The organism is Roseococcus sp. GW821-FHT12F05, assembly GCF_058806835.1.
The window spans coordinates 132,146-149,271 of the sequence record NZ_JBXAQB010000007.1 but is presented as its reverse complement, the minus strand read 5'-3'; the positions used below and the strand labels follow the sequence as shown (position 1 = coordinate 149,271).

Here is a 17,126-nt window from a genome sequence, read left to right as displayed (position 1 = left end):
CGTGATCCCCTCAGGTCGCCGCGGAAGTGCCGCGGGTGACGATGCGCCCCGCCACCGCCACGAGGCGGTCGAGGATGAAGCCGGTCAGGCCCACATAGATCAGCGCCACGATGATGTCGGAGAGGTTGGAGCTGTTCCACGCGTCCCAGATGAAGAAGCCGATGCCGACGCCACCGATCAGCATTTCCGCAGCAACGATGGCGAGCCACGAAAGCCCGACGCCGATGCGCAGCCCCGTGAAGATGAAGGGCGCCGCCGCCGGCAGCACGATCCGCAGGAAGTAGGACGGGCCCTTGAGCCGGATCACCGCCGCTACGTTGCGGTAGTCCTGCGGTACGTTCCGCACGCCGACTGCCGTGTTGATGATGATCGGCCAGACGCTGGTGATGAAGATGACGAAGATCGCCGAGGGCTGCGCCTCGCGGAAGGCGGCCAGCGAGAGCGGCAGCCAGGCCAGGGGCGGCACCGTGCGCAGCACCTGGAAGAGCGGGTCCAGCCCGCGCATCGCGAGCTGTGAGGTGCCGATCAGCAGCCCCGTCAGCACGCCCGCGACGGCCGCCAGCGCGAAGCCCAGCCCCACGCGCGAGAGCGAGGCGATGAGGTGCCAGAACAGCCCCTTGTCCAGCCCGCCATTGTCGAAGAAAGGGTCGAGGATCAGCTCGTGCGCATCCGCCCAGACCCTGGTGGGCGAGGGCAGGGCTGCGCCCGGCATGCTCATCACGACCTGCCAGACGAGGCCCAGCACCACGATCACCACCAGCGGCGGCAGCACGTTGCGCGCCATGGTGACGAGACGGCTGTCCTCCTTGAAGAGGACCGGTACCGGCCGGGAGATCGCGGGTGGGGCGGGAAGCGGCTTGGCTCCGGCGTTCATGGCTCAGGCGCCTCCCATGCGCTTGATGGACTGGCTTTGCAGATAGGCCTGCGGGTTCTCGGGATCGAAGACCTTGCCGTCGAAGAAGGTCTCGCGGCCGCGGCTCGTGCCGCGCGGCATGTCGCCCTGCGCGACGCCGGCGCGCGCCGCCGCCTCGCGCCAGATCGCTTCCTTGTTGACCTGGCCGACCAGCGCCGCCGTGTCGGTGTCCGGCGGCAGCACGCCCCAGCGGATGTCCTCGGTGAGGAACCAGAGGTCATGGCTCATGAAGGGGTAGCTGGCATGGTCGCGCCAGAACTTCATGGTCAGGTCGGTGCTGGTGATCGTGCGGCCATCGCCGAAATCGACGATGCCCTGCATGCGCGGCAGGATGTCGGCCGGCGGCACGTTGAACCAGGCGCGGCGACCGAGGATGGCAGCCAGCTCGGGCTGGTTGGCCGCGACGTCGCACCACTGCGCCGCCTCGATGACGGCGGCCAGCATGGCGCGCGTGGCGTTCGGATTGCGCTCGACGAAATCGGCGCGCAGCGCGAAGCACTTCTCGGGATGATCCTTCCAGAGCTCGCCCGTGATCAGCGCGGAATAGCCGAGGCGCTGGTTGATCAGCTGCGCATTCCAGGGCTCGCCCACGCAGAAGGCGTCCATCGTGCCCACGCGCATGTTCGCCACCATCTGCGGCGGCGGCACGACGATGTTGGAGACATCACGGTCGGGATCGATGCCGGCGGCGGCCAGCCAGTAGCGGATCCACAGATCGTGCGTGCCGCCGCGGAAGGTCATGGCGACCTTGCTCTCGGGGGTGAAGACGCGCTTCAGGGGCGTGGCGTCGAGCCGGGCGCCGAGGGCCTTGTGCTTCTCCGCGACCGAGATCGCCTGCCCGTTCACGTTCAGCCGCGCCATGATCGCCATGGGCACGGGCTGGTTGTTCTGCACGATGCGACCGGTGTGCAGCAGATAGGCCATGGGCGTGAGCAGATGCGCACCGTCGATGCCGCCGGAACCGCCGCCCAGGACCATGTTGTCGCGTGTGGCGCCCCAGCTCGCCTGCTTGGCGACCTCGACATCGGGCATGCCGTATTTGGCGAACAGGCCCTTCTCCTTCGCGACGATCAACGGCGCGGCGTCGGTCAGCGCGATGTATCCGAGGGTCGCCTTGCGCACCTCCGGCGTGGTCGAGCCCTGGGCGAAGACGCCGCGCGGCGCGGCAGCCAGCAGCGCGGTGGCGGCAAGAGTGGAACGACGGGTGACGCTCATGGGATGGGCTCCAGGGCAGGTTCGGGTTCGTTGAGTCGGGCGGCGGCCTCGTGCCAGAGCTCGTCGCCGAAGGGGGCCAGCGCGGCCGCGTCGGGCACCTCGGCGGGGATGTGGCCGAGTGCGCGCATCTCGCGCAGCCACCAGGCCGCCTCCTCGCGGCGCGGCATCGTGGCAGCGCGGAAATGCATGCGGTGGATCGGGTCGAAGGCACTGGCGACCGTCGCGCGGTCGAGGTCCCAGAGCTCGCGCTGCGAGAGCATGTCGAGTGCCGCCTCGCGGTTATCAGGGTCGTCCAGCCAGCGCGCGGCGGCGATGACGGCGGCGGTCGCGGCGACGACCTCCTCGCGGTGGCGGCTGAGGTACTCGTCGCCGAAGCCGAAGAGCTTTTCCGGATGGTTCGGCCAGACCTCGGCCGTGCCGGCGACGGTGCGGCCCGCGCCCATGAGCGTGGCCGCGGCGCCCCAGGGGGCGGCGGCACAGAAGCCGTCGATCTCGCCCTGAAGCAGGGTCGCGGCCATGCGCGGCGGCGGGATCACGGTGAAGCGGACATCCGCCTCGGGGTCGACACCCTGCTTCACCAGCCAGCGGCGCAGCAGGTAGTGCTGGGCGGAGTAGGAGAAGACGACGGCGAAGGTGGCTGGCCTGCCCGCCGCCGCGCGCGTCTTCAGCGCGGCCGCGAGGTCGGGCTCGGCGGCCAGCGCGGTGGAGAGGGTGATGCCGTTGCCGTTGCGGGACAGGCCGCAGGCGATGTGCACCCGGGCCTCGACGCCGCCCAGCCCCGCGGCCAGCGCGATCGGCATGGGGCCGAGGAGCTGCGCGCCATCCAGCGCACCGAAGGCCAGCTTGTCGCGCACCGCGGACCAGGAGCGCTCGGGCGTGACCGCCACGCGGATGCCGACGGCATCGAAGAGCCCCAGCTCCTCGGCAACGACCAGCGGTGCCGCGTCGAACAGGCGCACGAAGCCGAGGCGCATGACGCGCGCGGGCGAGCGGAGCCGGGAGACGGAGAGGTCGGGCGCGTTGGGCAAGCTCGAATCCGCAACTCGGACGGGCCGTCATGGACCGTCGGTGGGAAGGAGGGCTTGCCTGGGATGCGCCATTGCATCCCGCCCGTGTCTCGGCAGATATCCGGCGCGCGGGGATCGATCAAGCGGAATCTTGCACGCCGATTGGGCGCTTCGGCACGAACGGGCTCGATGTCCGCCTTATTGCCTATTTTTTGGACAGATAGGCGGCGGCCATCGCGCCCAGCTTCAGCCGTCGCTCCATGGCCATGCGCTGGAGCCGGCGGTGCGCCTCGGGCTCGGACAGCCCCTCGTCCCGGATGAGCTGGCGCTTGGCCCGGCCGATCAGGTCGCGCTCCTCCAGGGTGGCGCGCGCCTCGGCCAGCTCGGCCCGCAGCGCCTCGTGGGCCCGGAAGCGGCGGATCGCGACCTCCAGCACGGGCCGCACCCGGGCCGGGGCCAGCCCCTCCACCACATAGGCGGCGACACCGGCCTCCAGCGCCGCCTCGATCTGCTCGGGATCGCCACGCTCGGCGAAGAGGACGACCGGCCGCGGCTCGTCGCGGTTCAGGGCGCGCATGGATTCGAGGGCGTCGCGCTGGGGGTCGTCGAGATCGCAGACGATGACGTCGGCCTGGCTGGCTCGGACGCGCGCCGTCAGCTCCGCCACGTCGGGCGCGATCGCCACGACAGTGCAGCCGGCCGCCTCCAGACCCAGGCGCACCGCCTCCGCGCGCTCAGGCTCACCATCCACCAACAGGACCCGCAGCGCCCATGCCCCCGGTCAGAAAGCCACGCCGTCCGACATTCCCCCGCGGTGCAACATGCAACGTCGGGGCCAGGCAGGGGAAGGGCCAGACGGGGAAGGTCAGTCCAGCGCGCCAAGGGTGCGCAGGCGGCGACGCAGGGCGTAGAGCTGGTCCAGCAGGGAGAGGACGACGGGCAGCGCCTCCTCGTTCACCTGCATCACGTCGCGCAGCTCGAGGATGAGGCGCACGCGCTCGGCGTCGATCTCCTCGAAGACGAGGTCGCCCTCGCGCCGCTCGGCGCGGACATGGCCCTCACCGATCCAGCGCCGGAGATCGTCCTCGCGGAGCGTGACGAAGCGGGCGCAGAGGATGTCGAGGGTGATCATTCCCCGAACTCCATGCCGGCGCGGGGGTCCTCCGGGTTTTCCGGCTCCCAGCCGCGCAGGAAATCCTCCAGCGCGGCGTCGGGCTTGCCGATCGTCACGCGCAGGGTGAGGAAGAGATCGCCGGCCGGGCGCTTGCCGTGCTCGGCGACGCCCTTGCCGCGCAGCCGGATGGTGCGGCCGCTGTCGCTTCCCGCGGGCAGGTTCACGCGCAGCGAGCCGTGAGGCGTCGGCACCACCACCGGGCCGCCGAGCACCGCCTCCTTCAGCGTCACCGGCAGGTCCATGCGCAGATCGTTGCCGTCGCGCCTGAGGAATTCGTGCTCCGCGACCTCCAGCTCGATGAGCGCGTCGCCGGCCGGGCCGCCGTTGCGGCCGGGCTGGCCCTGGCCGCGCAGGCGCAGCACCTGGCCGGACACCACGCCGGGCGGGATCTTCACGCTGAGCGCCTTGCCGTCCGGCAGGGTGAGCTGGCGCGTGGCGCCGCTGACCGCGTCGAGGAAGGCGACGTTCAGCCGGTAGGATTCGTCCATGCCGCGGCGCGGTCCTGCCTCGGCACGACGCCGCGCCTCGAAGATATCGGCGAAGATGTCCTCGAACATGCCGGGGTCCATGCCTTCCGGCGCCGCGCCGTAGCGCGCCCCGTGGGGCTCCTCGGCGTAACGCCGATAGCCGCCGCCCGCGTTGAAGCCGGGCGGCGCCTTCTCCTGGCCCTCGGCGTCGATCTCGCCGCGGTCGTAACGGGCGCGACGCTCCGGGTCGGAAAGGAGGTCGTTCGCGGCCGAGGCGGCCTTGAACCTCTCCTCGGCCTCAGGCTTGCCGGGGTTCAGGTCGGGATGGTGCTTGCGCGCGAGCTTGCGGTAGGCGGATTTGATCGCCTCCGGCGTCGCGTCGCGCGGAACCCCGAGAACCTTGTAAGGATCTTCCGCCATCAGCCGTCCGAGCGCGGAACCCAGGGCAGCCGCGCGATGTCGATGCCATCGTCGCGGAGCGCCTCCGCCTCCTCGTCGCTGGCCTCGCCGTAGATGCCGCGCGCCTCGACCTCGCCGTCATGGATGCGGCGGGCCTCCTTGGCAAACTCAGGGCCGACATAGTCGCAGTTCGTCTCGATCTCCTGGCGCATGCGCTGCAGGAGGGCCATGACCTGCGCGGGCATGGGACCGGCGGCGTGGCGCGGACCATCGGCGGGCGGCGTGGGCGCGGGGACCTTCGCGGGCGCCTCGACCTCGGGACGGCCCTTCACGCCGGGCGCCTTGGCGACGGCGGGCGTCATGAGCGCCTTGGAGACATGCGCGTCGCCGCAGACCGGGCATTCGACGAGGCCCACCTCGGCCATGCGGTCATAGGCGGCGCCGTCCTTGAACCAGCTCTCGAACTGGTGGTCGTTCTCGCAACGGAGAGAAAAGCGGATCATTCCCTGGAACCTCGACCGGAAAGGCCGGAATGGCAATCGGTCATCTGCTCTCCACATGGGGAGGCATATACATGCCTGACAAGATGGGCGTTTTTCACGCCGCCAGCAGGGCGTCCAGCTTGCCGGCGCGATCCAGCGCCGAGAGCTCGTCCGAGCCGCCGATGGACTGCCCGTTGACGAAGATCTGCGGGACGGTGGTGCGGCCGCCCGAGCGCTCGGTCGCGTCCTTGCGGGCCTGACTGCCGCGCGGGGCGTCGATTTCCCGGAACTCGACGCCCTTTCGCTCGAGCAGGGCGCGAGCCCGGTCGCAATAGGGGCAGAAGTCCTGGGTGTAGATTTCAACCTGTGCCATGCGTGTTATAAGAGATCTGCCGGGCGGGAGTTTCAAGTCACCACGCAAGCTCCTGCGTCAGGACGGCCATGCCGAAGGCGAAGCCCAGCACGCCGAAGAGCCCGATCAGGAAGCCGCGCCAATCGTGGTTGCGCCCTTGGGAGCGCGGCGGCGGAGTTTTTCCGTCGAAGGGCATGAACGCCTCCTGTTGCCGCCACCAGACTGGCAGAGAGAGGTTAATCGGCGATTAAGACGGCCGCTCGATCCTGGGATCCGGCACGCGCGCTGCGGCCAGCACCGCCACCGCGGCCGCCCCGCCCTGCAGCAGCACCCGCGCGCAGGCATCGGCCGTCGCGCCGCTGGTCAGCACGTCGTCGATCAGCAAGACGCGGCGGCCCGCGAGCTTCCGCCCTGCCCTGGGCGCCAGCCCGAAGGCACCGACCAGCGCCACCTCGCGCTGGCGCGCGCCCAGCTCGCCGAGCGGCTTCGTGGCGCGCACGCGCCGCAGCAGCATGGGATCGAAGCGCTTGCCCGACATCCGCGCGAGTTGCGCGGCCAGCAGCGCCGCCTGGTTGTGCCGGCGCCGGAACAGCCGCCAGCGGTGCAGCGGGACCGGGACCAGCAGGTCGGCGGTGCGGAGCAGATCGGCGCCGGCGCGGGCCATGTGGCGGGCGAGCGGGCGGGCCAATTCGGTGCGGTCGCGGTGCTTGAAGGGGAGGATCAGCGCCTTGGCGCCGTCGTCGTAGCGCAGCGCGGCCCGGGCGGCGGAGAAGGCCGGCGGCGCAGCCACGCAGGCCTCGCACCAGAAGCCCTCCGGCTGACGCGACCCGGTGCCGTCATGCGGAAAGGGCACGCCGCAGACCTCGCAGAGCGGCGCGGTCACGAAGGAAAGGCGGGAGAAGCAGGCGGGGCACAGCCCGCCCTGCTCGCCGACCGGGGTATCGCAGGTGAGGCAGATGGGCGGCAGCAGGGCGTTGAGAAGCCCGGCGCCCAGACGCTTGAGCACGCGGCGCGACCGATCCAGACCTTCGCGCCAAGCCGCGCTCCCGTCATCGGACGAGGGTTCGCCGCGCGGCCGATTCAGACTTCCGCGCGAAGCCGCGCTCCGATCATCGGACGAGGGTTCGCGGCGCGGCCGATTCAGACCTCCGCGCGAAGCCGCGCTCCGATCATCGGACGCGGCTACCAGGCGCCGAAGCGCGAATCGCCGTCGCGCTCGACCTCGTGGACGAGATCGATCTCCCAGGAGAGGTACTCGTGCATGGCCGCCTCGATGCCGGAATTCCGGTCATAGGGGCGGAGGTACCAGTCGACGCAGGCCTCGTCCGGCGGGGTCTGGCGATCGGCGGCGACGGGCAGACCGGCAGCCTTCCAGGCGGCGACGCCGCCCTCCAACACGCGCGCGCTCGGCACCTCGGCGGCGGCGAGATGCGCCACCATCGGATCCGGCGCGGTGATCACCACCGGCCCGTCGATCTTCGGGATGCGCCCGCGCACCGCCCAGACCGAGCCCGGGATGTGCCCGGCCCGAAAGTCGATGGAGCGGGCCAGGTCCACCACCGTCACGCCCGTCTCGGCAGCCAGGGCCTGGGGCGTGACCGTCGGGGCCGGCTTCACCTCTGGCGCCTCGGGCTTCCAGGCGCCGGAGACGGTGGCGCCCTTCATCGCGTCCTGCACGACATAGACCTCCCAGCCGCCCATCTGGCGCAGCCAGGCGGCCGACATGCGGGCGCGGACCGTGTCGTCGTCGGCGAGGATCACGCGGGCGCCACGGACCGCGACCCACTGGTCCGTCGCCTGCACGAGCTGCCCGCCCGGCGCGTGGCGGAAGCCGGGGATATGGCCGGCCGCGTATTCCTCGGCCGCACGGACGTCGAGCGCATAGGTGGTACGGCTGTCGTCGGCCAGCATGGCCTCGGCGGCGGCGCGGCTGATCACCTTCACGCCGTTCTCGGAGGCAAAGGCAGAGGCGCGGCGCAGGGCCAGATCGGCGCTCTTCGGCGTGCCGGGATCATAGGTCCGGGTCTGGCCGCGCTCGACGGTGAAGCCGGCCAGCTCCCAGCCCATGGTGCCGTTGCGCAGCGCGACGATGCGGTTGGGCACGCCGGCGCGGCGCAGGCTCTCGGCGCCCATGATGCTGCGGGTGCGGCCGGCGCAGTTCACCACGATGGTGGTGCCCGCATCGGGCACGAGGTCGCCGATGCGGTAGGCCAGCTCGCCGCCCGGGACGTTCACGGCGCCGGGGATGGTCATCTTCACGTATTCATCCATCGGACGGCTGTCGAGGATGACCATCGGCTTGCCGGAATCGACCAGCGCCTGGAGCTCGGGCGGGTCGAGGCTCTCGGTGCCGTAATGGTGCTCGACCCATTCGCCGAAGGCCTTGGACGGCACGTGGACTCCGGTGAAGACGATGTAACCCGCCGCCTTCCAGGCCGGCGTGCCGCCCTTCAGCACATGGACGTCGGTGTAGCCGATGGAAGTGAGGTACTCTGCCAGCTTGGCCGCATGCCCCTCGCCGCCGTCCACGCAGACCAAGCGGGTGGCCTTGCGCGGGAGCAGGGCGCGAGCGCGCAGCTCCTTCTTCGAGAGCGGGCAGGGCACGGCCCAGAAGAGATGGCCATGGCCGAACTCGCCCTCCTCGCGCGCGTCGAGGATCGCGAGCTCGCCGCCGCGGGAAATCCAGGCCTTGAGGTCGGCCGCCGTGACGAAACGCATCAGGCCTTCGCGCCCGAGGTCGGCTTCATGAAGTTCTTGTTGTAGTAGGAGACCACGCCGGTCTGGTCGTCGAAGGCCCGGCGGCCGTCGAGCTTCTCCAGCGCCAGCCCGTACATGTGCAGGTGCCGGGTCGGCCGGTCACCCGTGGTGTGGATGGAGTGGATGTCCTCCGGCATCAGGCAGATGCCGCGGCCCGGCTCCACCATGATCTCCTCCTTCACGCGCATCTCGCAGCGCTCCGGATCCTTGCCGTCGTCCAGGCGCTCGTAGACCTTGTTCAGCTCCTGCCCGTCCACGGCCACGACGCAGGCCCAGGTGGTGTGGTCGTGCGGCTTGGTCGAATTGCCGGGGTTCAGCGCGTTCATGTAGAGGGCGAAGCGGTTGTTCTCGTCCTCCTGCAGCATGTATCGGTTGCTGCCCTTCTCGCCGTTCGGCGGCGGCGGGAACTCGGCGCTGGGGAAGAGATGCTCCTGCGCGGCAAGCGTCATCAGCTCCGCGCGGATGCGCTCCAGGGCCGGGCGGGTGACGCCCATGCTCGACTCGATCTCACGAATGCGGCCAATCGTCGCGGCCACGGCGGCGGTGCGGGCCGCCTTCACATCCATCGTGTTCATCTGAGGCTCCTCCGGAATTCCGGGAACGATAGTCCCGCTTGCGTCCCCGCGCCACCAGTCGCAGATGAGGGACGTGGAAAACCCGCCCGACATCTTCGACCGCGCCCTGGTGGCCCTTCGCCGCGAGCGGGCGGCCGCCACCATCGGCAAGGTCTCGCCCGTGCTGGACGCGGCGGCCGTGAGCCTGCTCGACCGGCTGGACGACACCACCCACCGCTTCTCCCGGGCGCTGGATCTGGGCGGGCGCGGCGCGGTAGCACCGGCGCTGCGCGCGCGCGGCATCCCCTTCGTCGTCTCGATGGACCTCTCCTCCGCCATGGCACGCCGCGCCGGCGGCCTGGCCGTCGCCGGTGACGAGGAATGGCTGCCCTTCGCGCCCGGCAGCTTCGACCTGATCGTGGCCAGCCTCAGCCTGCACTGGGTGAACGACCTGCCTGGCGCGCTGATCCAGATCCGCCAGGCGCTTGCTCCGGACGGGCTCTTCCTCGCCTCCCTCCCCGGGCTAGGCACCTTGCAGGGCCTGCGCGAGGCACTGAACGCCGCCGAGGCCGAGACCCGCGGCGGCGTCTCGCCCCGCGTCTCCCCCTTCCCGGAGCTGCGCGACCTCGCCGGGCTGCTGCAGCGCGCCGGCTTCGCGATCCCCGTCGCGGACCAGGATCGGCTGCCGATGATCTATCGGAACCCCCTGGCCCTGGTCTCCGACCTGCGCGCAGCGGGGGAGAGCAATGCCGTCAACGCACGGGATTCCCGCATTCCGCCGCGCGAATTCTTCCCCCTCGCCTTCTCGCGCCTCGACCTCGACATGGAGCTCCGCCTCCTGGTGATGACCGGATGGAGCCCCCACGAGAGCCAGCAGAAGCCGGCCCGTCCCGGCAGCGCCAATGCCCGCCTCGCGGAGGCCCTTGGCAGCGTCGAGATCAAGGCCGGCGAGAAACCGGGTTGAACCGGGCGCCCCCGGGGCGCATCTTTGCATTGCAACCAGAGTACACGCCGGACCTTTTCGAGATGGACAACCAGGGCGCCGAATCGCGCCGCATCACCCGCCACACGCCCGAGGATTTCGAGGGCGCCCGCCGCGCCGGCGCGCTGGCGGCCGCCTGTCTCGACATGATCACCGAGCATGTGCGCCCGGGCGTGACCACCGGCCAGCTCGATCAGCTCTGCCACGACTACATGGTGGAGCGCGGCGCCGTACCTGCCACGCTGGGCTATCGCGGCTACACCAAGTCCTCCTGCATCTCGATCAACCACGTGGTCTGCCACGGGATCCCGGGCGAGCGCGTGCTGCTGGACGGCGACATCCTCAACATCGACGTGACCGCGCTGCTCGACGGCTGGCACGGCGATTCCAGCCGCATGTACGTGGCCGGCGCCGCCAGCACCAAGGCGCGGCTGCTGATGGACGTGACCTACGAGGCGATGATGCGCGGCATCGCCATGGCCAAGCCGGGCAACACCTTCGGCGACATCGGCCACGCCATCCAGGTCTATGCGGAGAAGCACCGCTTCTCGATCGTCCGCGACTTCTGCGGCCACGGCATCGGCCGGAAATTCCACGAGCCGCCGAACGTGCTGCACTTCGGCCGCCCGGGCGAAGGCCCGAAGCTGGCGCCGGGCATGTTCTTCACCATCGAGCCGATGGTGAATGCCGGCCGCCCCGAGGTGAAGATCCTCGACGACGGCTGGACCGCCGTGACGCGCGACCGCAGCCTCTCGGCGCAGTTCGAGCACATGGTCGGCATCACCGAGACGGGCTGCGAGATCTTCACCCTCTCGCCCGGCGGGCTGACCAAGCCGCCCTACGCGATCTGATTGCCGCGCGCTAAGCTGCCAATCCTCCGCCGGAAGGTGAGTAGGATTCAGCAATGCGCGCGACGGACCTTTCCGAGCTGGCAGCCTTCGACGCCGTCGCCCGACACCGCAGCTTTCGCCGCGCGGCGGAGGAGCGGGGCGTCACGGCGTCGGCCATCAGCCATGCGGTCAGCAACCTGGAGGAGCGCGTCGGCCTCCGGCTGCTGAACCGGACCACCCGCAGCGTCTCGCTGACCGATGCGGGCGGCATGCTGCACGCCCAGCTCTCCCCGGCCTTCGGCGAGATCGGCGCAGCGCTGGACGCGCTGAACCGCTTCCGCGACACGCCCTTCGGCAAGGTGCGGATCAACGTGCCGAACTCCATCGCGCCCTTCCTGATCGGCGGCATCATCGGCCCCCTCATCCGCGACAATCCGCGGCTGGAGATCGAGGTGGTCGCGACCGACCGGCTGGTGGACATCGTCGAGGAGGGCTTCGACGCCGGCATCCGCCTCGGCGAGAGCCTGCGCGAGGGGATGATCGCCATCCGGATCAAGCCGCGGCTGCGCTTCGCCGTGGTGGGCTCGCCGGACTACTTTTCCCGCCGCCCCGCGCCGAAGACCCCGCGCGAGCTGGAAGGGCACGCCTGCATCCGCAACATCTACCCGAACGGCACGCCCTACGCCTGGGAGTTCGCCCGCAACGGCGAGGCCCTCGCCTTCCACCCCACCGGCCCGGTCTCGCTTGACGACCACGAGCTCATGGTCCAGGTCGCGTTGTCCGGCGGGGCGCTGGCCTATGTCTGGGAGAACCGTGCCGAGCGCGAGCTGCGCGATGGCACGCTGATCCGCTGCCTCGACGAGTGGTGCGCGCCGGAGGACTGGTTCCACCTCTACTATCCGAGCCGAAGGAACATGTCGGCCGGGCTGCGCGCGGTGATTGAAGCGATGCGGGCCTGATGCGATCCTTTCCCTGACTCGTCAGGAATCGACCGCATGTCCGCGAAACGGGGCCTCGACGAGGCCGGGGGCCTCTTCCCGATCGAGGCGCCGAACGCATCGCCTGGCGCCGAGGGCCATCGCGCGCGGATGCGGAAGAAGCTGATCGAGGCCGGCCCCTCGGCGCTGCTCGACCACGAGCTCATCGAGATGGTGCTCTTCCTGGCCCTTCCCCGGCGCGACACCAAGCCCATCGCGAAGATGCTGCTCGCCCGCTTCGGCAGCTTCGCCGGCGCGCTCAGCGCGACCACGGCCGAGCTCCGCAGCATCGAAGGGCTTGGAGAGGCCGGGATCGCCGCGCTGCGCACGGTGCAGGCCGCGGCGCTGCGGCTGGGCGAGGCGGTGGTGAAAAGCCAGCCCGTGCTGAGCGACAGCGCCAGCCTGGTCGCCTATCTCACCGCCGCCATGGCGCGCGAGCGCACGGAGCACTTCCGCGTCCTCTTCCTCGACGTGAAGAACCGCCTGATCGCCGACGAGGTGATGGGCCGCGGCACCGTGGACCACACGCCGGCCTATCCGCGCGAGGTGGTGCGCCGCGCGCTGGAGCTGCACGCCTCCTCGCTGATCCTGGCGCACAACCACCCCTCCGGCGACCCGACGCCGAGCCATGCCGACATCGCCATGACGCGCGACATCAAGGCCGCGGCGGCCGCGCTGGGGATCGCGCTGCACGACCATCTCGTCATCGGCCGCGGCATGCCCTTCTCGATGCGGGCCCAGGGGCTCCTCTGATCAGGCCGCCCTGAGCGCGGCGACGAAGCAGGCGGTCGCAATCGCAGCCGACGCCGTCCGCACGTGGTTCCATCGCGTCCAGTCTCGCCGGTAGCCAGCCCAGGCGGCGCCGGCCCCGGAACCCTTGGGATCGGCCTCGGCCAGCGCATCGTTCAGTGGCAGGTTGAAGGCGACCGTGCAGGCGAACATCCCGGTCACGTAGATCAGGCCCCCCAAGAGCATCGGCAGGGTTTCCGGCTCGTCCCAGTGGAAGGGTGCCAGCACGGCCAGCGCCACGGCCGAGCCCGTCGTCGCCAGAAAAAGTGGCATGAAGGCCGAGCGCAGGATCGTCCGGTTGATCGAGACCATCGCCGCCACCGCCGCGGCTGGTTCGAGCCGGCCGAGCGCCGCCATGACGAAGCCAGAGAAGGTGAAATAGACCCCCGCCAAGACCCCGCAGCCCAGGACGGAGAACCAGAGCAGGATGATAACGAGATGGTTCATCGATGCGCGTTTCCCCGCCTTTTCGTTCCGGACACCGTTCGCCTTCGGACAACCTGCGCCCGGCCCGCTCGTTAACCCATTGCAATGCGTGTCCCAAGACGCCTCGAAAAAGGGGATCGAGTTCCCGCCTCGTCTCCATACGCGGACGGCCCGATCCCCAAACGACCGGTTTGCTCCGGCAGTTGCGAGCCATCGCTGCCACTACCCGACGAGCGGCCCTGATCCCGGGGTTACGGCGGGGCAGCCACGGCGGTGTGCAGATCGGCGTCCGAGGGTGGCTGGGGTCCAGCCCCGTCGCAAAGCACCGCGATCGGCACGGAACCCTCGGCGCGAAGAGGCCCGAAGAAGACGGGCGGCCCGAGGGATTCCCGCCATTCGCGGGCATCCGGGGCGAGCAGGACCACGAAGTATGTCCGCCCCGCCAAGGGATCAGCGAATTCCAGGGTGCCGCAGACCACGACAACCGCCCGCCCGGCGGAATCGACCCGGGGCTGGAGGCGCATGTCGGTGAAGACTGGCCAGTCATCGACCCCATCCGGGATCGCCGATCGCACGGCCCAACGGGCGGCATCCTCGAGCCTGGCGCGATTCTGCGCCGCGGCCGAAGCGATCCAGGCGATATGGATGCAGAGGGACAGGCCAACGAAAAAGCCCATCCGCCGCATGATCGGCATGGGTGGCGTCGCGCGGGCAGGCAGGGTGTGGCGGCTGGGCATCATGGGTTCCTCCATCCGTCACCGGGCCGGCCTCGCCTCAAGGAAGGACGAAATGCCGTCGATGGCGCTGGCCATCGACGGCAAGGACCCGGAGATCATGCGAACGGATGAATAGGAGGCGCCCGTAAAATCCCCGTGAGGCCTGCGTGAAGCGGTCGGGCGAGCACGGGCATTTCCCGGCCGCGCTGCATCACCTGCCGTGGAAACCGGGCTTTGATCCGTTCACAGGGCGCAGCAACGCCTTCTTTCCCGGCCCGTTAACCTATTTGCCATGCCCGCTTCCAGGGCGCCGAAAGGGGAACGAGATGCCACGCATGTCTCCAACGGACCGGGACTAGCCGATGTATATTCGTCAACCAGTCCTCCCCATGTTCCGCCGACGCCAGGCCCTCCAGCCCCGCGAGGAGGGAAGCCACGTGACGGAAGCCACCATCGCCCGCATCTGGCGCGGCCGCACCACGCGCGCGAAGGCCGACGCCTATGAGCCCTATCTGCGCGAGGCCGGCATCGCGCCGCTCGAGGAGAAGGCGCTGGCCGTCCAGCTCTTCCGGGAGGACCGCGCGACAGAGACAGAGTTCGTCACCATCTCCTATTGGGAAAGCATCGGCGCCATGTCCGTCTTCGCCGGCGACGACCCAACGCGCATCCACCACCTGCCGCGCGACGAGGAGTTCCTGATCGAGCTGCCGGAGCGCGTCCAGGTGCTCTCCATCCTGGTGAATGCCGAAGAACAGGGCTGACTCGAAGCACACCGAAGCTCTAGAATCGGCCCTTCGGGAGAGGCCGCCCCCTTGACGCTGACCGCCATGCCCCTGCTCCGCACCGACCTGGTCCAGGTCGTGGACGTGCTCTGCGCGGCGGGGGCGGATTCGCCGGCGGTGGTCGAGCATCACACGCATCATTCGCTCGCCTTCGTCCGTGCTGGCAGCTTCTCCTGCCGCTGCGGCCGGGAGGATTTCGACCTGGTCCGCGGCTCGGTGCTGGTGGGCGCGCCCGGGCGCGCCTTCACCTGCAGCCATGTCCACCACCCGCATGGCGACCGCTGCCTCTCCGTGCAGATCGCGCTGGGCACCATCGACATGCTGGGCGAGGCGGAATGGGGCATCGGCACCCTGCCGCCGACGGCGGAGATGCCCGTGCTCGGCCGCCTCGTCGAGGCCCGCGCCCGTCAGCGCGACCGCTTCGGGCTGGAGGAGGCCGCCCTGCTCGCCGTCGCGCGCTTCCGGCAGCTGAGCCGCCGCGGCCGCTCGGCCCGCCGCGCGCCCAGCCCCCGCGAGCGGCGCCTCGCCGTCTCGGCCGCGCTCTGGCTGGAGGCGCAGGCCGGCGAGGAAGCGAGCCTTGGCGATGCCGCCTCCCAGGCCGGGCTCAGCCCCTTCCATTTCCTGCGGATCTTCTCCCGCACCCTCGGCGTCACGCCGCACCAGTACCTGCTGCGCGTGCGGCTGGACCGGGCGGCAAAGCTCCTGGGCGAGACGGAGATGCCGGTGACGGAGGTGGCCTTCGAGGCCGGCTATGCCGACCTCTCCAACTTCGTGCGCGCCTTCGGCCGTGCGGCCGGCATGTCGCCCCGCGCCTTCCGGCGGAGCGCCGATCGCAAGATTTACCAAGTTCCTTCGTCCAGGGCGATCTAACCCCTCCCCAGCAACGAGGAGGCATCTGCCATGTACGATCATGTGGGACTGAAGGTCCGCGACACCGCCGCCGCCGCGCGGTTCTATGGAGCCGTCATGGGCGCGCTCGGGCACAAATCCCTGGCCGAGGACGGCACGGGCTACGGCTCGGGCGACGAGGCGCTCTGGCTGAGCGAGGACGAGGCGGCGGCGGGCGGCGCCCATGTCGCCTTCAAGGCGGCGGACCACGAGGCCGTCCATCGCTTCCACGCGGCCGGGCTCGCGGCGGGCGGCAAGGACAATGGCGCCCCGGGACCCCGGCCCAACTACGGACCGGCCTACTACGCCGCCTTCCTGATCGATCCCGACGGCAACAACGTCGAGGCGGTCTGCATGAAGGCCGGCTGATCCGCGGCCTCAGGCCGTGGCGGCGACCGGCCGGGCACCCAGGATATGCGCGATGGCGTAGGTCAGGTCCGGTCGGTTCAGCGTGTAGAAGTGGAACTCGTCCACGCCGTTGGCCTGCAGGATGCGGACCTGCTCGGCCGCGACCGTCGCGGCCACCAGCCGGCGGGTGTCGGCATCCTCGTCCAGCCCCTCGAAGAGCTTCGCCAGCCAGCCCGGCACCGAGGCGCCGCACATCGCGGAGAAGCGCTTCACGCTGGCGAAGTTCGTGACCGGCATGATGCCCGGCACGATCGGCGCGCTGATGCCGGCCGCGTGGCAGCGGTCCAGGAAGCGCAGGTAGACGTCGGTGTCGAAGAAATATTGTGTAACGGCGCGGTTCGCGCCCGCGTCGATCTTCCGCTTCAGGAAGTCGAGATCGGCCACGGCGGAGGTCGCGGCCGGATGGACCTCCGGATAGGCGCCGACGCTGATGTCGAAATCGCCGATCCGGCGCAGACCGCGGACCAGATCCTCCGCCTGGGCATAGCCGCCCGGATGAGGCTCGTAGGTGGAGGCGCCGGCCGGCGGGTCGCCGCGCAGGGCGACGATATGCCGAACGCCCGCGTCCCAATAGGCGCGCGCCACCTCGTCCACCTCGTCGCGCGTGGCGCCCACGCAGGTGAGGTGCGCGGCCGGTGTCAGCGAGGTCTCCTTCGCGAGACGCGCCACCGTGTCGTGCGTGCGGGACCGTGTGGAGCCGCCCGCGCCATAGGTGACGGAGACGAATCGCGGCGCCAGCGGCTCCAGCCGCCGGATGCAGGTCCAGAGGTCGGCCTCCAGCTTCTCGTTCTTCGGCGGGAAGAACTCGAAGGAGAGCTTGGGCGCCGGCAGGCTCGACGGCGAGGGCAGCGTACCGACCCGGGGTCCGGTCAGCCAGCGTTCCAGGGTGTTGGGGGGCGAGGCGTCCATGAACGAAGCTTTGGCGTCCCCCCTTCCTTAATGCAAGGGGCTCGCCATGTCAGGGACAGGCTCCGGACGGGGGGCGCGTCCTTTAGGCCTTCATGTTGA

Annotated in this window: 22 protein-coding genes; 7 read left to right on the top strand and 15 right to left on the bottom strand. The window is 70.3% G+C overall.

From position 1 onward, the window contains the following. Window positions 1-10 precede the first annotated feature (10 nt). The 12 genes from ntrB to AC1ROY_RS18585 form a co-directional block, all read right to left on the bottom strand. A complete protein-coding gene (gene ntrB, locus AC1ROY_RS18640; protein ID WP_493150360.1) occupies window positions 11-874 on the bottom strand; it encodes a nitrate ABC transporter permease in 864 nt (287 codons plus the stop codon). A 3-nt stretch (window positions 875-877) separates the two neighbouring features. After that, window positions 878-2,128, bottom strand: coding sequence for a CmpA/NrtA family ABC transporter substrate-binding protein (locus AC1ROY_RS18635; RefSeq protein WP_493150359.1), 1,251 nt, complete (start codon window positions 2,126-2,128; stop codon window positions 878-880). Next, the gene (locus AC1ROY_RS18630) at window positions 2,125-3,156 is read right to left on the bottom strand and encodes a CmpA/NrtA family ABC transporter substrate-binding protein (RefSeq protein ID WP_493150358.1); all 1,032 of its coding nucleotides are present in this window, start codon (window positions 3,154-3,156) and stop codon (window positions 2,125-2,127) included. Before AC1ROY_RS18630 ends, AC1ROY_RS18635 begins: the two co-directional genes overlap by 4 nt. Before the next feature lie 184 nt (window positions 3,157-3,340). After that, window positions 3,341-3,886: an ANTAR domain-containing response regulator gene (locus tag AC1ROY_RS18625; RefSeq protein WP_493150357.1), complete on the bottom strand. Its 546-nt coding sequence runs from the start codon at window positions 3,884-3,886 to the stop codon at window positions 3,341-3,343. A gap of 114 nt (window positions 3,887-4,000) precedes the next feature. Continuing rightward, entirely contained in the window at window positions 4,001-4,267 is a 267-nt protein-coding gene (locus AC1ROY_RS18620) for a chaperone modulator CbpM (RefSeq protein ID WP_493150356.1), read from the bottom strand. Beyond that, the gene (locus AC1ROY_RS18615; protein WP_493150504.1) at window positions 4,264-5,199 is read right to left on the bottom strand and encodes a DnaJ C-terminal domain-containing protein; all 936 of its coding nucleotides are present in this window, start codon (window positions 5,197-5,199) and stop codon (window positions 4,264-4,266) included. Before AC1ROY_RS18615 ends, AC1ROY_RS18620 begins: the two co-directional genes overlap by 4 nt. After that, window positions 5,196-5,678 (bottom strand): DUF1178 family protein, encoded by a 483-nt coding sequence (locus AC1ROY_RS18610; protein ID WP_493150355.1) that lies wholly within the window; start codon window positions 5,676-5,678, stop codon window positions 5,196-5,198. The genes AC1ROY_RS18615 and AC1ROY_RS18610 overlap by 4 nt, the downstream gene beginning before the upstream one ends. A 94-nt stretch (window positions 5,679-5,772) precedes the next feature. Then, a complete protein-coding gene (gene grxC / locus AC1ROY_RS18605) occupies window positions 5,773-6,030 on the bottom strand; it encodes a glutaredoxin 3 (RefSeq protein ID WP_493150354.1) in 258 nt (85 codons plus the stop codon). 37 nt (window positions 6,031-6,067) lie between these two features. After that, window positions 6,068-6,205 (bottom strand): hypothetical protein, encoded by a 138-nt coding sequence (locus tag AC1ROY_RS18600; protein WP_493150353.1) that lies wholly within the window; start codon window positions 6,203-6,205, stop codon window positions 6,068-6,070. Window positions 6,206-6,256: 51 nt separating this feature from the next. Beyond that, a complete protein-coding gene (locus AC1ROY_RS18595) occupies window positions 6,257-7,015 on the bottom strand; it encodes a ComF family protein (RefSeq protein ID WP_493150352.1) in 759 nt (252 codons plus the stop codon). Between the two features lie 176 nt (window positions 7,016-7,191). Beyond that, a complete protein-coding gene (locus AC1ROY_RS18590) occupies window positions 7,192-8,727 on the bottom strand; it encodes a rhodanese-like domain-containing protein (protein WP_493150351.1) in 1,536 nt (511 codons plus the stop codon). After that, window positions 8,727-9,341 carry a cysteine dioxygenase family protein gene (locus tag AC1ROY_RS18585; protein WP_493150350.1) on the bottom strand — a complete coding sequence of 205 codons (615 nt, stop codon included), beginning with the start codon at window positions 9,339-9,341 and terminating at the stop codon, window positions 8,727-8,729. The genes AC1ROY_RS18590 and AC1ROY_RS18585 overlap by 1 nt, the downstream gene beginning before the upstream one ends. Before the next feature lie 64 nt (window positions 9,342-9,405). Between AC1ROY_RS18585 and AC1ROY_RS18580 the strand changes: the two genes are divergently transcribed. The 4 genes from AC1ROY_RS18580 (at window position 9,406) to radC (ending at window position 12,862) form a co-directional block, all read left to right on the top strand. Next, window positions 9,406-10,284: a methyltransferase domain-containing protein gene (locus AC1ROY_RS18580; protein WP_493150349.1), complete on the top strand. Its 879-nt coding sequence runs from the start codon at window positions 9,406-9,408 to the stop codon at window positions 10,282-10,284. Window positions 10,285-10,346: 62 nt separating this feature from the next. Further along, the gene (gene map / locus AC1ROY_RS18575) at window positions 10,347-11,153 is read left to right on the top strand and encodes a type I methionyl aminopeptidase (RefSeq protein ID WP_493150503.1); all 807 of its coding nucleotides are present in this window, start codon (window positions 10,347-10,349) and stop codon (window positions 11,151-11,153) included. 53 nt (window positions 11,154-11,206) lie between these two features. After that, window positions 11,207-12,091, top strand: a complete 885-nt coding sequence (locus AC1ROY_RS18570; protein ID WP_493150348.1) for a LysR family transcriptional regulator — start codon at window positions 11,207-11,209, stop codon at window positions 12,089-12,091. Between the two features lie 36 nt (window positions 12,092-12,127). Further along, on the top strand, window positions 12,128-12,862 hold the full coding sequence (gene radC, locus AC1ROY_RS18565; protein ID WP_493150347.1) for a RadC family protein: 735 nt from the start codon (window positions 12,128-12,130) through the stop codon (window positions 12,860-12,862). Here the strand turns inward: radC and AC1ROY_RS18560 are convergent, their stop codons facing one another. Continuing rightward, window positions 12,863-13,345, bottom strand: coding sequence for an anthrone oxygenase family protein (locus tag AC1ROY_RS18560; protein ID WP_493150346.1), 483 nt, complete (start codon window positions 13,343-13,345; stop codon window positions 12,863-12,865). It lies immediately after the preceding gene. 230 nt (window positions 13,346-13,575) lie between these two features. Further along, a complete protein-coding gene (locus tag AC1ROY_RS18555; protein WP_493150345.1) occupies window positions 13,576-14,064 on the bottom strand; it encodes a hypothetical protein in 489 nt (162 codons plus the stop codon). A gap of 413 nt (window positions 14,065-14,477) precedes the next feature. Here AC1ROY_RS18555 and AC1ROY_RS18550 point away from each other — a divergent pair, with 413 nt between their 5' ends. From AC1ROY_RS18550 to AC1ROY_RS18540, 3 genes are read left to right on the top strand one after another with little or no spacing between them, the layout of a single operon-like run. Further along, a complete protein-coding gene (locus tag AC1ROY_RS18550) occupies window positions 14,478-14,801 on the top strand; it encodes a hypothetical protein (protein ID WP_493150344.1) in 324 nt (107 codons plus the stop codon). Between the two features lie 51 nt (window positions 14,802-14,852). Beyond that, window positions 14,853-15,692, top strand: coding sequence for a helix-turn-helix transcriptional regulator (locus AC1ROY_RS18545; RefSeq protein ID WP_493150343.1), 840 nt, complete (start codon window positions 14,853-14,855; stop codon window positions 15,690-15,692). Between the two features lie 30 nt (window positions 15,693-15,722). Beyond that, window positions 15,723-16,079 (top strand): VOC family protein, encoded by a 357-nt coding sequence (locus AC1ROY_RS18540; protein ID WP_493150342.1) that lies wholly within the window; start codon window positions 15,723-15,725, stop codon window positions 16,077-16,079. Between the two features lie 9 nt (window positions 16,080-16,088). Here AC1ROY_RS18540 and metF read toward each other — a convergent pair whose 3' ends face one another. After that, on the bottom strand, window positions 16,089-17,027 hold the full coding sequence (gene metF / locus AC1ROY_RS18535) for a methylenetetrahydrofolate reductase [NAD(P)H] (protein WP_493150341.1): 939 nt from the start codon (window positions 17,025-17,027) through the stop codon (window positions 16,089-16,091). Window positions 17,028-17,126 lie beyond the last annotated feature (99 nt).

Excerpts from the sequence above, each read along its gene's own strand:
- grxC (WP_493150354.1), bottom strand. The coding sequence starts at position 6,030 with ATGGCACAGGTTGAAATCTACACCCAGGACTTCTGCCCCTATTGCGAC.
- AC1ROY_RS18600 (WP_493150353.1), bottom strand. The coding sequence starts at position 6,205 with ATGCCCTTCGACGGAAAAACTCCGCCGCCGCGCTCCCAAGGGCGCAAC.
- AC1ROY_RS18560 (WP_493150346.1), bottom strand. The coding sequence starts at position 13,345 with ATGAACCATCTCGTTATCATCCTGCTCTGGTTCTCCGTCCTGGGCTGC.
- AC1ROY_RS18570 (WP_493150348.1), top strand. The coding sequence starts at position 11,207 with ATGCGCGCGACGGACCTTTCCGAGCTGGCAGCCTTCGACGCCGTCGCC.
- metF (WP_493150341.1), bottom strand. The coding sequence starts at position 17,027 with ATGGACGCCTCGCCCCCCAACACCCTGGAACGCTGGCTGACCGGACCC.
- AC1ROY_RS18590 (WP_493150351.1), bottom strand. The coding sequence starts at position 8,727 with ATGCGTTTCGTCACGGCGGCCGACCTCAAGGCCTGGATTTCCCGCGGC.
- AC1ROY_RS18580 (WP_493150349.1), top strand. The coding sequence starts at position 9,406 with ATGAGGGACGTGGAAAACCCGCCCGACATCTTCGACCGCGCCCTGGTG.
- map (WP_493150503.1), top strand. The coding sequence starts at position 10,347 with ATGGACAACCAGGGCGCCGAATCGCGCCGCATCACCCGCCACACGCCC.
- ntrB (WP_493150360.1), bottom strand. The coding sequence starts at position 874 with ATGAACGCCGGAGCCAAGCCGCTTCCCGCCCCACCCGCGATCTCCCGG.
- AC1ROY_RS18635 (WP_493150359.1), bottom strand. The coding sequence starts at position 2,128 with ATGAGCGTCACCCGTCGTTCCACTCTTGCCGCCACCGCGCTGCTGGCT.
- AC1ROY_RS18555 (WP_493150345.1), bottom strand. The coding sequence starts at position 14,064 with ATGATGCCCAGCCGCCACACCCTGCCTGCCCGCGCGACGCCACCCATG.
- AC1ROY_RS18620 (WP_493150356.1), bottom strand. The coding sequence starts at position 4,267 with ATGATCACCCTCGACATCCTCTGCGCCCGCTTCGTCACGCTCCGCGAG.
- AC1ROY_RS18585 (WP_493150350.1), bottom strand. The coding sequence starts at position 9,341 with ATGAACACGATGGATGTGAAGGCGGCCCGCACCGCCGCCGTGGCCGCG.
- AC1ROY_RS18610 (WP_493150355.1), bottom strand. The coding sequence starts at position 5,678 with ATGATCCGCTTTTCTCTCCGTTGCGAGAACGACCACCAGTTCGAGAGC.
- AC1ROY_RS18540 (WP_493150342.1), top strand. The coding sequence starts at position 15,723 with ATGTACGATCATGTGGGACTGAAGGTCCGCGACACCGCCGCCGCCGCG.
- radC (WP_493150347.1), top strand. The coding sequence starts at position 12,128 with ATGTCCGCGAAACGGGGCCTCGACGAGGCCGGGGGCCTCTTCCCGATC.